Annotated in this window: 11 protein-coding genes and 1 pseudogene; 6 read left to right on the forward strand and 6 right to left on the reverse strand. The window is 75.4% G+C overall.

The genetic code is table 11. The features are described from left to right. Window positions 1-40 precede the first annotated feature (40 nt). Window positions 41-910 (forward strand): annotated as a pseudogene (locus tag ACGFI9_RS16780) (hypothetical protein); the annotation flags it as partial. Between the two features lie 620 nt (window positions 911-1530). On the opposite strand, the gene ACGFI9_RS16785 reads toward ACGFI9_RS16780, so the two are convergent. Continuing rightward, window positions 1531-2772 (reverse strand): glutamate-5-semialdehyde dehydrogenase, encoded by a 1242-nt coding sequence (locus ACGFI9_RS16785; RefSeq protein WP_393178853.1) that lies wholly within the window; start codon window positions 2770-2772, stop codon window positions 1531-1533. Between the two features lie 43 nt (window positions 2773-2815). Then, on the reverse strand, window positions 2816-3973 hold the full coding sequence (gene proB, locus ACGFI9_RS16790) for a glutamate 5-kinase (RefSeq protein WP_393178854.1): 1158 nt from the start codon (window positions 3971-3973) through the stop codon (window positions 2816-2818). A 13-nt stretch (window positions 3974-3986) separates the two neighbouring features. Here proB and ACGFI9_RS16795 point away from each other — a divergent pair, with 13 nt between their 5' ends. The 3 genes from ACGFI9_RS16795 to ACGFI9_RS16805 are packed head-to-tail and all read left to right on the forward strand — an operon-like array spanning window position 3987 to window position 7212. Further along, entirely contained in the window at window positions 3987-4298 is a 312-nt protein-coding gene (locus ACGFI9_RS16795) for an MGMT family protein (RefSeq protein ID WP_393178855.1), read from the forward strand. 32 nt (window positions 4299-4330) lie between these two features. Next, window positions 4331-5743 carry an MFS transporter gene (locus tag ACGFI9_RS16800; protein ID WP_393178856.1) on the forward strand — a complete coding sequence of 471 codons (1413 nt, stop codon included), beginning with the start codon at window positions 4331-4333 and terminating at the stop codon, window positions 5741-5743. Beyond that, on the forward strand, window positions 5740-7212 hold the full coding sequence (locus tag ACGFI9_RS16805; protein ID WP_393178857.1) for a pyridoxal phosphate-dependent decarboxylase family protein: 1473 nt from the start codon (window positions 5740-5742) through the stop codon (window positions 7210-7212). The genes ACGFI9_RS16800 and ACGFI9_RS16805 overlap by 4 nt, the downstream gene beginning before the upstream one ends. 37 nt (window positions 7213-7249) lie before the next feature. On the opposite strand, the gene ACGFI9_RS16810 is transcribed toward ACGFI9_RS16805, so the two are convergent. From ACGFI9_RS16810 to ACGFI9_RS16820, 3 genes are read right to left on the reverse strand one after another with little or no spacing between them, the layout of a single operon-like run. After that, window positions 7250-8110, reverse strand: a complete 861-nt coding sequence (locus tag ACGFI9_RS16810) for a hypothetical protein (protein ID WP_393178858.1) — start codon at window positions 8108-8110, stop codon at window positions 7250-7252. 1 nt (window position 8111) lies between these two features. Beyond that, window positions 8112-8765, reverse strand: a complete 654-nt coding sequence (locus ACGFI9_RS16815; RefSeq protein ID WP_393178859.1) for an RNA polymerase sigma factor — start codon at window positions 8763-8765, stop codon at window positions 8112-8114. Between the two features lie 5 nt (window positions 8766-8770). Further along, entirely contained in the window at window positions 8771-9697 is a 927-nt protein-coding gene (locus ACGFI9_RS16820; protein ID WP_393178860.1) for a hypothetical protein, read from the reverse strand. 250 nt (window positions 9698-9947) lie between these two features. Here ACGFI9_RS16820 and ACGFI9_RS16825 point away from each other — a divergent pair, with 250 nt between their 5' ends. Together ACGFI9_RS16825 and ACGFI9_RS16830 are read left to right on the forward strand one after the other, a co-directional pair. Next, the gene (locus tag ACGFI9_RS16825) at window positions 9948-10508 is read left to right on the forward strand and encodes an NADH-quinone oxidoreductase subunit B (protein WP_393178861.1); all 561 of its coding nucleotides are present in this window, start codon (window positions 9948-9950) and stop codon (window positions 10506-10508) included. Between the two features lie 36 nt (window positions 10509-10544). After that, window positions 10545-11861 carry a DUF2252 domain-containing protein gene (locus tag ACGFI9_RS16830; protein ID WP_393178862.1) on the forward strand — a complete coding sequence of 439 codons (1317 nt, stop codon included), beginning with the start codon at window positions 10545-10547 and terminating at the stop codon, window positions 11859-11861. A gap of 20 nt (window positions 11862-11881) precedes the next feature. Here ACGFI9_RS16830 and ACGFI9_RS16835 read toward each other — a convergent pair whose 3' ends face one another. Next, window positions 11882-12928, reverse strand: coding sequence for a glucose 1-dehydrogenase (locus ACGFI9_RS16835; protein WP_393178863.1), 1047 nt, complete (start codon window positions 12926-12928; stop codon window positions 11882-11884). Window positions 12929-13010: the final 82 nt, after the last annotated feature.

The raw sequence follows: 13010 nt of genomic DNA on the forward strand, positions 1-13010 counted from the left end.
GGAGGGCCCTTCGCGTACCCGCCGGTGGGCCGGGCCACCCCTGACCGAGCTACCGAGGCGTAACCGCGTTTGCGCCGGTAGCGTGGCTGCCGTGGTCGATTTGGATGCCGCGATCGGCTTCGTCGTGGCGCATGGGGACGCGGTGGACCGCGCCCGTCTGTCCCGGCTGCGCACCGGTACCCCGGTGCCGGACGAACTGCTCGACGCGGCCGAGGCCGGGCAGGCACCCGGCGGCGGTTGGCCCGCCCTCCTCGACGGTGACGTCGCCTCGGTCGACGCGACCTGCTTCCGCCTGTCCGAGCTGGACGACCTCGGGGGCCTGGGCCGCCCGGCCGCCCGGCACGCCCTGGACTGGCTGGCCGCCCGGCAGCTTCCCGACGGCGGCTGGGACGAGGACCCCTCGCTGGCCGGGTTCGCCCCCGAGTGGGCCACCCCGGGCGACCCGGAGGCCCGCCTCTACCTGACCGCCAACGCCGGGTTCTGGCTGACCGTGGCCGGGTTGGACGCCCGCGCCGCCGGACCGCTCGACCACCGGGTCGGCGGGGCGTACGCCGGCGTGGTGCAGGCCGCGGCGCAGGCGCTCGCCGCGCAGCTCGCGCCGGACGGGAGCTGGCCGTCCTTCCTCCCTGCCGGCTGGCTGAGCGCGGCCGTGCTGCACCGCCAACAGATGTTCTACGAGTCGGCGCGGATCCAGGCGGTGCTGGCCGACCGGATCCCCGAGATGTCGCCGGCCGACGTGGCCTGGCTGGCCGCCACGCTGCGCCGGGTCGAGGTGGGCGAGGAACAGTGGCTGCTGGTCTCGGCGCGCAAGCGGCTGGCCGAGACCCAGCGCAGCGACGGCGGCTGGGACAGCGACGACGGTCACCAGTTCGACGTGCACACCACCCTGCGGGCGATCCGCGCCTGCCGGCCCACCAGCCCCGAGGCGCCGGCCTCCGGCGCCGTGTTCCGGTCGCCCCAACCCGCCGCGCTGCCGTCCCCGCCAGCGGTGCCGGCGCCGCGCCCGGTCCCCCCGCCGGAGGTCGCGCCTCCGCCGCCGCCCGCCGCACCGGTGCCGCCGGCGGACGTCGCCGCGCCGGATTCCCCGTTCACTCCGTGGGTGGCCGAGCCGTCGCCGGCCGACGAGCCGCCGGCTTCCCCGGCCACCCCGTGGGTGGTCGAGCCGTCGGCGGACGTCGAGCCGCCGGCGGACGTGGCCGCGCCGGCGTCCCCGTTCACTGCGTGGGTCGCCGGGCCGTCGCCGGCCGACGAGTCGCCGGCTTCCCCGGCCACCCCGTGGGTGGTCGAGCCGTCGGCGGACGTCGAGCCGCTGGCGCCGCCGGTCGTGCCGCTGCCGCGGCCGAAGCCCGCCGGCCCGCCGCCGGAGTCCGCGCCGCCGGAGCCGGCCGCACCCACCGCCTGAACGGCTGCCCCGCCGCGCCGGCGTGATCCACTCGGGATGCGGCAGGGCGGGGCATCCCTCCCCGGGGATGCCCCGCCCTGCCGCAATCCGCGAGCGGCGCTCGGGAGCCGGCCGCCCAGGGGGCGCGGTCAGCGGAGGTGGCCGTCGCCGGTGACGACGTACTTGGTGCTGGTCAGCTCGGGCAGGCCCATCGGACCCCGGGCGTGCAGCTTCTGGGTGGAGATGCCGATCTCCGCGCCGAAGCCGAACTCGCCGCCGTCGGTGAACCGGGTGGAGGCGTTGACCATCACGGCCGCGGCGTCGACCCGGGCCACGAACTCGCGGGCCGCCGACTGCGAGTCGGTGACGATCGCCTCGGTGTGACCGGTGCCGTACCGCCGGATGTGGGCGACCGCCGCGTCGAGCGAGTCGACCACGGCGACCGAGATGTCGGCGGAGAGGTACTCGGTGGCGAAGTCCTCCTCGGTGGCCGGGACCACCGCGGCGGAGTGGGCCGCGACCTCCGGGGAGCCGTGCACGGTCACCCCGGCCTCGGCGAAGGCGGTGAGCACCGCCGGCAGGAAGGCGTCCGCGATGTCCGCGTGGACCAGCAGCGACTCGGCCGTGTTGCAGGTGGAGAGGCGCTGGGTCTTGGCGTTCAGGGTGATCGCCACGGCCTTGGCGAGGTCGGCGGCGGCGTCCACGTAGACGTGGCAGTTGCCCACCCCGGTCTCGATCACCGGCACGGTCGACTCCTCCACCACGGTCCGGATCAGCGACGCGCCGCCGCGCGGGATCAGCACGTCGACCAGGCCCCGGGCCCGCATCAGCTCCTTCACCGAGTCGCGCGAGGTGGCGTCGAGCAGCTGCACCGCGTCGGCCGGCAGGCCGGCCCCGGCGATCGCGTCGCGGAGCACCGCGACCAGCGCCGCGTTGGAGTGCGCCGCCGAGGAGGAGCCGCGCAGCAGCGCCGCGTTGCCGGACTTCAGGCAGATCCCGGCCGCGTCCACGGTCACGTTCGGCCGGGCCTCGTAGATGATGCCGACCACCCCGAACGGCACCCGGACCTGCCGCAGCTCCAGCCCGTTGGGCAGCGTCGAGCCGCGGACCACCTCGCCGACCGGGTCCGGCAGCGCGGCCATCTGGCGCAGCGCGTCGGCGATGCCGGCCACCCGCCCCTCGTCGAGGGCCAGCCGGTCGAGCACGGCCGCGGTCAGCCCGGCCGCGCGCCCGGCCGCCAGGTCCGTCGCGTTCGCGGCCAGGATCTCCGGGGTACGCGCCACCAGCGCGTCGGCCATCGCGTGAAGCGCGGCGTCCTTGACCGTACGGGTGGCGACCGCGAGGGCCTCCGCCGCGTCCCGGGCCCGTCGGGCCTGCTCAACGACGCTCATCCTGCACTCCTCAGGCATCAGTGGGACGGGCACTCGTCCCGGATCACAGCAGTACGAGGTCGTCGCGGTGGACGACCTCCCGTTCGTAGGCCGGGCCCAGGGCCGCGGCGAGTTCGGAGGTGGAGCGGCCGAGCAGCCCCGGCAGCTCCACTGCGTCGTAGTTGACCAGCCCCCGGGCGACCGGCGCGCCCTCGGCGTCCACCAGGTCGACCGGGTCGCCGGCGGTGAAGGCGCCGTCCACCGCGGTGATCCCGGCCGGGAGCAGCGACTTGCGCCGGCCCACCACCGCCTGCACGGCACCCGGGTCGAGGTGCAGCCGGCCCCGGGGCGCGGTGGCGTGCGCCAGCCAGAAGAGCCGGGCGGCCGGGCGCCGGCTGCTCGGGTGGAAGAAGGTGCCGACCGGCTCGCCCGCCAGCGCCTCCGCGGCCAGCGGGGCGGCGGTGAGCACCACCGGGATGCCGAAGCCGGTGGCGATCCGGGCCGCCTCGACCTTGGTCACCATGCCGCCGGTGCCCACCCCGGCCCGGCCGGCCCTACCGACGTCCACGCCGGCCAGGTCGCCCTCGCCGTGCACCTCGGTGATCCGGGTGCTGCCCGGCCGGGTCGGGTCGCCGGTCCAGAGGGCGTCCACGTCCGAGAGGAGCACCAGCAGGTCGGCGTCCACGAGGGCGGCGACCAGGGCGGCCAGCCGGTCGTTGTCGCCGAACCGGATCTCCTCGGTGGCGACCGTGTCGTTCTCGTTGACGATCGGCACCGCCTTCAGGTCGAGCAGCTTGCGCAGGGTCCGGTACGCGTTGCGGTAGTGCGCCCGCCGGGTCACGTCGTCGACGGTGAGCAGCACCTGCCCGACGGTGAGCCGGTGCCGGGCGAAGCTGGCCGCGTACCGGCCGATGAGCAGGCCCTGCCCGACGCTGGCGGCGGCCTGCTGGGTGGCCAGGTCGCGGGGGCGCCGGGGCAGCCCGAGCGGGGCCAGCCCGGCGGCGATCGCGCCGGAGGAGACCAGCACCACCTCGCGCCGGGCGGCGGCCAGCGCGCCGAGCGTGTCGACCAGGGCGTCGACCCGGGTGTCGTCCAGGCCGCCCGCCGCGGTGGTCAGCGAGGACGAGCCGATCTTGACGACGATCCGGCGGGCCGAGGTGACTGCTTCGCGCACCCGACCATTCTGCGTGCTCGGGTCAGCAGGGCCCGGTCGCGTTCCCATATCGTGGCAGCTCGTGACACCTGACGAGTACGTCGAGGCGGTGCTCGACCTGGTCGAGCGGATCCCGCCGGGCCGGGTGATGTCGTACGGGGCGGTGGCCGACGCGCTGGCCGAGCGGTCGGGACGGGCCTCGGCCCGGCTGGTCGGCTCGATCATGGCCCGGCACGGGGGCGGGGTGCCCTGGCACCGGGTGGTGAACTCGGCCGGCCGGCTGCCGCCCGGCCACGAGCGGGAGGCGCGGGCCCGGCTGCGGGCCGAGGGCTGCCCGTTGCGGGGAGAACGGGTGGACATGGCGGCGGCCTGGTCGCCGGAGGAGGGGATGTGACCTCCGCCATAACGTGAGTAGCATTCGGCTCCATGACAGGAACGGGCGGCAGCCTGCCCCGCCGGGTGCACGTCGGGTACGCGCTGGGGTCCCTGGTCACCGGGGCGTTCGGGACCGTGCCGGGGCTGCTCCTGCTGCCGTACCTCACCGACACCCTGGGCGTGGCGGCCGGCGTGGCCGCCCTGCTGGTGCTCCTGCCCAAGGCGTGGGACGTGCTGGTCAACCCGGTCGCCGGGCGGATCTCCGACCGGACCCGGTCCCGCTGGGGTGCCCGCCGGCCCTACCTGCTCGGTGGCGGGCTCGCACTCGCCGCCCTCTTCGCCTCGATCTTCGCCGCGCCGTTCGGGGCCGGGCCGGCCGCTGGGGCGTACGTGGCGGTCGCCTTCCTCGCCACCGCCACCGCGTTCGCCTTCTTCCAGGTGCCCTACGTGGCGATGCCGGCCGAGCTGACCGACGACCCGGCGGAGCGTACCCGGCTGATGAGCTGGCGGATCGCGCTGCTGGCGCTGGCCATCCTGGTCTCCGGCGCGGTGGCCCCGGCGGTGGTGACCGGCGGCGGCGACGGCGTGCCGGGACACCGCTGGATGGGTCTCTTCGTCGCCGGGCTGATCGTGTCCGGCACGGTCGGGGCGTTCCTCGGCACCCGCTCGGCGCCGCTCGGGGCGGTGGGGGAGAGCGAGCCCAGCCTCCGCGCCCAGCTCGCGGTCGCCGGCCGCAACCGGCCGTTCCGGCTCCTGCTGGTCTGCTTCGTCGTGCAGTCCGCCGGGGTGGCCACCGTGCTGGCCGGGGTGAAGTACTTCGCCGACCAGGTGCTGCGCGACCCGCAGACCGGGCCGACCCTGCTCTTCGCGTGCTTCGTCGGGCCGGCGCTGCTGGTCATGCCGCTCTGGACCCGGGTCGGCGCCCGGGTCGGCAAGCGGGCGTCGCTGGTCGCCGCGTCGCTGCTCTTCGCGGCCGGCGCGCTGGCCCTGGTCGCGTCCCCGGCGCTGCCGGCCGCCGGGGTCTACGCCGTGGTCGCGCTGATCGGCGTCGGGTACGCCGGCCAGCAGGTCTTCGCCCTCGCCATGCTGCCGGACTGCATCGCGTACGACACCGCGCGCACCGGGCGGCGGCAGGCCGGGGTGTTCACCGGGCTCTGGACCGCCGGGGAGACCTTCGGCCTCGCCCTCGGCCCCGGCATCTACGGCCTGGTCCTCCAACTCTCCGGGTACGTCTCCTCGTCCACCGGGGTGGCCGCCACCCAGCCCGCGACCGCCCGCCTCGGCGTCCTGCTCGGCTTCACCGTGCTGCCGGCCCTGCTGGTCGCGGTGCCGGTGCTGCTGCTGCGCGGCTACGACCTCACCGCCGCCCGCCTCGCCGCGGTGACCCGCCCAGCCGGCGTGCCCGCCGCCCGCGTCCCGACCGACCCGCTGACTCCCGACGAGAAGGGCGCCACCAGCCGATGACCGAGGAAGGTACGGGCGCGCTGCCCGCCGAGGGGGTGCCCGCGCCGCGGGTGCTCGACGAGATCCGCGCCCTGCGGGCGGCCGACCGGCCGACCCACGGCGGGCGGCTGTTCGCGTACGTCTACGACCCGGGTGTGGCCGGGCTGGACGAGCTGGCGCAGGCCGCGTACGCCGAGAGCGCCCACGTCAACGGCCTCGACCCGACCGCCTTCCCGTCCCTGCTGGCGATGGAGAACGCCCTGGTGGCGGCGGCGGCCCGGCTGCTCGGCGGGGGCCCGGGCACGGCCGCCCCGGAGGTGGTGGGCAGCGTCACCAGCGGCGGCACCGAGTCGCTGATGCTGGCCGTGAAGGCGGCCCGGGACGCCCGCCCCGACCTCGCCGGGCCGCGGATCGTGGTGCCGGCCAGCGGGCACGCCGCGTTCGCCAAGGCCGCCCACTACCTGCGGGTGGCCCTCGACCCGGTGCCCGTGGACCCGGTGACCCTGCGCCCGTCGCCCGCCGGTGTCGCCGCCGCGATCCGCCCGGAGACCGTGCTGGTCGCCGCCTCGGCCCCGTCGTACGCGCACGGGGTGGTCGACCCGGTGGCGGAGATCGCGGCCGTCGCGGCGGCGGCCGGGGTGCGCTGCCACGTCGACGCCTGCTTCGGCGGCTGGACCCTGCCCTGGCTGCGCCGGCTCGGCGCGCCGGTGCCGCCGTTCGACTTCGCCGTCGACGGGGTCACCTCGATCTCCGTCGACCTGCACAAGTACGCGTACGCGCCGAAGGGGGTGTCGGTGCTGCTGCACCGCGACCCGGCGCTGCGCGCCCCGCAGTACTTCGCGTACGCCGACTGGCCCGGGTACACGATGATCAATCCGGTGATCGCCTCGACCCGCTCCGGCGGGCCGATCGCCGCCGCGTACGCCACCCTGCGCCACCTGGGCGAGGACGGCTACCTGCGGCTGGCCGCGCTGACCCGGGACGCGGTCGCCGGGCTGGCCGACGCCGTCCGGGGCGTCGACGGCCTGCGGCTGCTGGCCGAGCCGGAGGCCACCGTGGTCTGCTTCAGCAGCGACGACCCGGGGCTCGACCTGTTCGTGCTGGTCGACGAGCTGACCGCCCGGGGCTGGCACACCCAGCCGCAGCTCACGTACACCGGGCTGCCGGCCAGCGTGCACCTCACCGTGACCGCGGCGGTCGCGCCCCGGGTGGCCGAGTTCGGCCCGGCGCTCGCCGAGGCGGTCGCGGCGGCCCGGGCGGCCGGGCCGGTCGAGCTGCCGGCCGAGCTGCGGGCGCTCGCCGGGAGCCTGACGCCGGCGGCGCTCACCCCCGAGCTGGTCGCCCGGCTCGCCGCCGGCCTGGGGCTCGGCGCCGGGCCGGTGACGGACCGGATGGCGGTGGTGAACACCCTGCTCGACGCCGCGCCACCGGCGCTGCGCGAGCGTCTGCTGGCGGAGTTCGTCGGCCTGCTGCAGCGCCCGACGTGGTGACGGCGGCGGGGCGCCCGGTGGACGCCCCACCGCCGGCTCACCCGGCGGGTAGCTGGAGGTCGGTGCGCGTGGTGTTGTCGGCGGGGGTGCGGTCGGTGGGGAAGGCGCCGTCCACATTCGCCCGGACGGTCAGGGTCAGGCCGGTCAGGGTCCGCGCCTGCCCGCTCGGCGCGATGTTCACCCGCACGCCGATCCGGTAGGACCGGGTGCCACCGGCCGGTACGGGCCCGTCACCGGTGCAGAACATCGTCTTCGTGTCCTCGGTCTGCCCCTGGTTGAAGCAGCCGCCGATGTTGGTGCCGTCCAGGTTGATCGTCGCCTCGACGGGCAGCACCACGATCAGGTCCCCGCTGTCGTAGGCCCGGGTGCCGGCGTTGCCCATGCGGACGTCGAGCCAGCCGGCGTACGCGCCGCCGGAGGGTTCCAGGGTGACCGAGCGCGGCATGCTGATCGACAGGTCGAGGTACCGGGTCGAGGACGGCGACGGCGTGCGGCTCGGGCCGGACCGGCTGGGCGAGGCCGTCGTCGGCCCCGGGCTCGGCGTGGCGGAGGTGGCGCTCGGCGTGGCCGACCGGGCGGGCGTCGGCGTGGCCGAGCCGGTGGACGGCGGCGCGGCCGACCCGGTGTCCGGCCAGGCCGAGGGGAATTCGGTGGCCGGGGAACTCCCGGTGACGACGGTCGGGGGTGGCGCGGCCAACGGCCGGACGAGTCCGGCCGCGCCGGCCGCCACGACCACCGCCGCGGCGACGCCCGGCACGACGGCGCGGTTGCGCAACCGCCGGTACGCCCGGCGGCGCGGCTCGTCCGGGTCGGGCTCGGCGACCTGCCGGAGGCTCGCGGCGCGCAGCTCGGCGAAGGCGTTCGCGAGCCGGTCCGCACGCTGGTTCCGCTGGTCCATCTCAGTCCGCCGTCCTTCCGGTCGGGCCGCCGGCAGCCGGGGATCGGCCACCGGTCGGCTGCTCGGGATCGGCCTCGGTGAGGCGGGTGGCCAGCGTGGCCCGGGCCCGGTGCAGCCAGGACTTGACCGTGCCGGGGGCCACCCCGCAGTCCTCGGCGATCTCGGCGACGGTGAGTTCGGCCAGGTAGTGGAGCACCACCGCGCGCCGCTGGTTGACCGGCAGCGTGCCGAGGGCGGCGGCCAGCGCGACCCGCTCCGGGCCGGGACCGTCCACCACCTCCGGCCGCTGCCGCTGCCCGAACAGCCGGGCGGTACGCAACCGCCGCCACCGGCTGGCGGCCACGTTCCAGGCCACCCTGCGGACCCAGGCCACCGGGTCGTCGTACCGGGCGATCCGGTGCCAGCGGGGCCAGGCCCGGCTGAACGCCTCCTGCACCAGGTCCTGCGCCTCGCCCATGTCCCCGACGAACGCGTGGAGCTGCACCACCAGCGGCTGGAAGTGGCGGCGGTAGACCTCGTCGAATCCGGGCCCGGCATCCTCCGCCACCGCGGCGCTCACCTCGATCGTCGGTCGGGCCGGCGGTGTTCCCGCGGCGGGGGAGGTGGGCGTGCGCGGCCGCAGGGTCACCTGCGGCCGCGCCTCTGCCTGGGTCATGGTCGTCAGCCGGCCGCGACGGCGGTGACGTCGAAGGTGGCGGTGTCGTCGGCGGGGTCGACGTCGGTCAGCTCGTCGCCCCAGCCGAAGGTGGCGTACAGCCGCACCGATCCCGACCCGAGGTCACCGGGCGCGACGTCGGCCGGCGCCCGGACCAGCAGCCACACCGTGCGCTCCTCGCCCGGCATGAACTGGCCGCCGGGCACCGTGCAGTGCGCCGCGCACACGTCCTCGGGCTCGATGCCGGCGAGGCGGACCCCGGCCGGCAGCGTCGGCGCGAGCCAGTACGCGTCGTGGGCCGCGTCCCCGGCGACCCGGACCGTCACCGGCACCCGGCCGAACCAGCTCCCGTCCTCCGCCCGGCTCAGGGTGGCCGGTCCGGCGGTCACCGACGCGTCCGTGCGGGTGTCCCGCACGTACGGCTGAGGCTCGCCGAGCGAGCCGGTGGTCGAGCGGAACAGGGCGGTGAAGCTCGCGCTGTCGTTCGCCGGGTTCGGGTCCCCCGTGCTGACGGTGAGCTGGCCGCCTGAGGTGGCCATCGCGTACGGGCGGGGGGTGGTGAGGACCCGGAAGTCGACCGTGAACTGGCGTCGCTCGCCCGGCTGGAGTGCGCCGTCCGGCACGTGGCAGTAGATCGTCCGTACCGGCCGCGGGCTGCTGTAGAAGCACGGGTCGGCCGGCGTCAGCCCGACGAACGCCCCCGGCACCGGCTCGGTGATGTTCAGGTCGAGGTAGGCGGCCTCCGCGCCCCGGTGGGTGACGGTCACCGGCAGGCTGCCGGCGTACCCCCGATCGGTGGGCTCGAGCACCAGCCGGCCGATCGACACGGAGCTGTCGCCCGGCGCGGCGGCGGCCGGCGCGGCCACTCCGAGCAGCGCGATCCCCGCGCCCAGGACGCCGGCCAGCAGCCGGCGGGTGATGGTCCTGGTCATGTTCCTTCCTCCGGATCCCCGTGCTGCCGCCGACGATTCCCGCCGGCGGTGTTACGGGCAAGACACCCGACGGCCTCCCGAACGGTTGCAGCAGGTGCGGGTCCGGCGACGGTCGGGTAACGGACACCGAACCGTGCCGGGCGGCGCCGCACCGGAGCTGCCGGCCAGGACGGCGGCGCCGGCTGCGCGGGGTCGCCGCTCGTACGTTGTGGTTGACTGTCAAGTCGAGGACAGGTGAGGGAGGCCCGAGGTGCAGTTGCCGGCGGTGCTCGGCGAGCCGATCCGGTTCGTGCTGAACTGGGGCCGCCGCTACTCGCTCTGGGTGTTCAACTTCGGCCTGGCCTGCTGCGCCATCGAGTTCATCGCCACCAGCATGGGCCGGCACGACTTCATGCGGCTGGGCGTCATCCCCTTCGCCCACGGGCCACGGCAGGCCGACCTGATGGTGGTCTCCGGCACGGTCACCGACAAGATGGCCCCGGCGGTCAAGCGGCTCTACGACCAGATGCCCGAGCCGAAGTACGTGATCTCCTTCGGCGCCTGCTCCAACTGCGGCGGCCCGTACTGGGACTCGTACTCGGTGACCAAGGGAGTGGACCAGCTCATCCCGGTCGACGTCTACGTGCCCGGATGCCCGCCGCGTCCGGAGGCGCTGCTGCACGGCATCCTCCGCCTCCAGGAGAAGATCGCCGCCGAGGAGTCCGGCGTGGGTGGCGTGCCCCGCCCGGACCGCCTGGCCCCACCGGCGGACGCCGCGCCACGCCCGGTCGAGGCGCTGACCGCCCCACCGGTACGTCCCCCTGCCGGCTGAGGGCAGCCCTGGCGGCCGGGGTCTAGCCTGCGGACCATGACCCAGTCCGCGGACAAGCGTTCCGCCTTCATCGTCGACGTGCTGACCGACGAGTTCGGCGCGTCGATGGCGCTCGACCCGGCGGCCTTCCGCCGCAAGTTCCGCAAGATGGCCGCCTCCCCGTTCGCCTTCTACCGGGGCAGCGCGTCACTGTTCTACGCCGACCAGCGCGGCGACTTCGCCAGCGACCGGTTCCTCGACGAGCGGACCAGCCGGGTGTGGATCCACGGCGACCTGCACGCGGAGAACTTCGGCACGTACATGAACGGCTCCGGGCAACTGGTGTTCAACGTCAACGACTTCGACGAGGCGTACGTCGGGCCGTTCACCTGGGACCTGAAGCGTTTCGCGGCCAGCGTGGCCCTGCTCGGCTACGCCAAGGCGCTCTCCGACCGGGTGATCGGCGAGCTGGTGGCCGGCTTCGCCCGGTCGTACCTGACCGAGCTGCGGGCGATCGCCGCCGGCGGGGACGACGCGATCGGCTCGATCACCCTGGAGAACGCCGACGGGGTGCTGCGCCGGGTGCTCCAGCAGGCCCGACTGAACACCCGGGTCGACCTGCTGGCCACGCAGACCACCATCGACAACTACGAGCGCCGCTTCTCCCTCGGCGACGGCGTCTTCGAGATCGACGCCGAGACCCGGGAGAAGGTCGCCACCGCCTTCCACGACTACCTGGGCACGCTGCCGGCCGCGACCGCCCGGCTCCGCCCCGTGGCCGCGAACATCAAGGACGTGGTGCTGCGCAAGGGCGTGGGCATCGGCTCGGCCGGGCTGCCGTCGTACAACCTCCTGCTGGAGGGGCACACCCAGGCGCTGGAGAACGACGTCGTCATCTACATGAAGCAGGCCCAGGTGCCGGCGGTGGCCCGGCACATCGAGGACGAGCGGGTCCGGTCGTACTTCCGGCACCAGGGGCACCGGACGGCCGAGTCGCAGCGGGCGCTGCAGGCGCACGCCGACCCGTGGCTGGGCTTCACCGAGCTGGACGGGGCCGGCCAGCTCGTCGCCGAGGTCTCCCCGTACGCGGCCGACCTGGACTGGGCCGACGTGAACGAGCCCGAGGAGCTGAGCGGCGTCCTCACCGACCTGGGCCGGGCGGTGGCCCGGATGCACTCGGTCGCCGACGACGAGTCCAGCCACGACCTGGTGGACTACTCGACCGAGGAGTCGATCGTCGCCGTGGTCGACGCCGACGCGGACGGCTTCGTCGACTACCTGGTCGAGTTCGCGCACGCGTACGGGATCCGGGCCCGGGAGGACCACCAGCTCTTCGTGGACCTGTTCCGCAACGGCCGGCTGCCCGGCATCTGACCGGCGGGCCGTCCGGCCGCTCAGGTCGCGAACTCCAGCACCACCTTGATGTCTTCCGGCCCGGGGGCGTACGCCTCGGCGTACGCCCCCACCGGCACCCGGCGGGTGATCAGCGAGTTCAGCCACTCCTGGTCGGCCCGGGCGAGGGCCTCAGCGGCCAGCTCCCAGTGCCGCCGGTTGGCGTTCACCGAGCCGAAGACCACATTGTTCTCCAGCACCAGGGCCCGGTTGAGCGCCCCCGCGTCGAAGTCGATGGTCCGGCCGCCGCTGGACACCCCGGTGAGGCAGACGATCCCGGTCGGCCCGGCCTTGCACATCGCGTCCATCACCACGACCGGCGCGCCGGTGCACTCCACCACCACGTCCGGCTCGAAGTCCAGCTCGTTCACCGGCGACGTGTGGTAGGTCGCGCCGAGCGAGCGGACCAGCTCCGGCTTCGGCCCGCTGGTGGCCCGGTCCAGCACGTGCACCGACAGCTCGCGCTGCGTGGCCAGCAGCGCGGCCAGCAGGCCGATCGGCCCGGCCCCGGTGACCAGCACGGTCTGCGGCTTCCACTCGGCGCGGCGACCGATCCGCTCGATGTGGTCCCAGGCCTTCGCCACCACGCTGGTCGGCTCCAGCAGCACCCCCACGTTGGTCAGGGCCGGGTCCAGGCCGACGGCGAACTTGGGCTGCACCCGCCACCGGTCCCGGGCGAACCCGGGGAGCCCCTTGATGCCGTGCTCGGTGTACCGCCCGTTGCGGCACATGTCCCACTCGTCCACAGCGCAGTTCGAGCAGGGCACCGGGTCGGGATGGCGGACGATGCCGGCTATCAGGTCACCGGGCCGGAGGGTGCCGGTCGGGTCCTCCAGCACCCGGCCCAGCGCCTCGTGGCCCAGCACCAGCCGTTCCTGTCCGGGGGGTGCCTCCCCGTAGGCGCCGGAGATGATCTCGAGGTCGGTGCCGCAGATGCCGACCGCCAGCGCCTCGACCAGGATCGCCCCCTCCTCCGCGGGCGGCTCCGGCCAGTCGGGATCGCAGCGCAGCGAGTTGGGGACGCCGGGAGTCACAGTCACAGCACGCACGGTGCTCATCTTTCCCCGCCGGGCGGCCGTGCGCCCGGCAAAGCGGCGGATCGGCAGGCGGCACCCGGGTGGCCCCAGGCAC

The sequence above is a fragment of the Micromonospora sp. NPDC048930 genome (genome assembly GCF_043197935.1).
Classification (GTDB): Bacteria; Actinomycetota; Actinomycetes; order Mycobacteriales; family Micromonosporaceae; genus Micromonospora.

Bases quoted from the DNA above. Each gene is read 5' to 3' on its own strand.
- ACGFI9_RS16785 (WP_393178853.1), bottom strand. From the start codon at position 2,772: ATGAGCGTCGTTGAGCAGGCCCGACGGGCCCGGGACGCGGCGGAGGCC.
- proB (WP_393178854.1), bottom strand. From the start codon at position 3,973: ATGGGAACGCGACCGGGCCCTGCTGACCCGAGCACGCAGAATGGTCGG.
- ACGFI9_RS16800 (WP_393178856.1), top strand. From the start codon at position 4,331: ATGACAGGAACGGGCGGCAGCCTGCCCCGCCGGGTGCACGTCGGGTAC.
- ACGFI9_RS16805 (WP_393178857.1), top strand. From the start codon at position 5,740: ATGACCGAGGAAGGTACGGGCGCGCTGCCCGCCGAGGGGGTGCCCGCG.
- ACGFI9_RS16810 (WP_393178858.1), bottom strand. From the start codon at position 8,110: ATGGACCAGCGGAACCAGCGTGCGGACCGGCTCGCGAACGCCTTCGCC.
- ACGFI9_RS16815 (WP_393178859.1), bottom strand. From the start codon at position 8,765: ATGACCCAGGCAGAGGCGCGGCCGCAGGTGACCCTGCGGCCGCGCACG.
- ACGFI9_RS16820 (WP_393178860.1), bottom strand. From the start codon at position 9,697: ATGACCAGGACCATCACCCGCCGGCTGCTGGCCGGCGTCCTGGGCGCG.
- ACGFI9_RS16830 (WP_393178862.1), top strand. From the start codon at position 10,545: ATGACCCAGTCCGCGGACAAGCGTTCCGCCTTCATCGTCGACGTGCTG.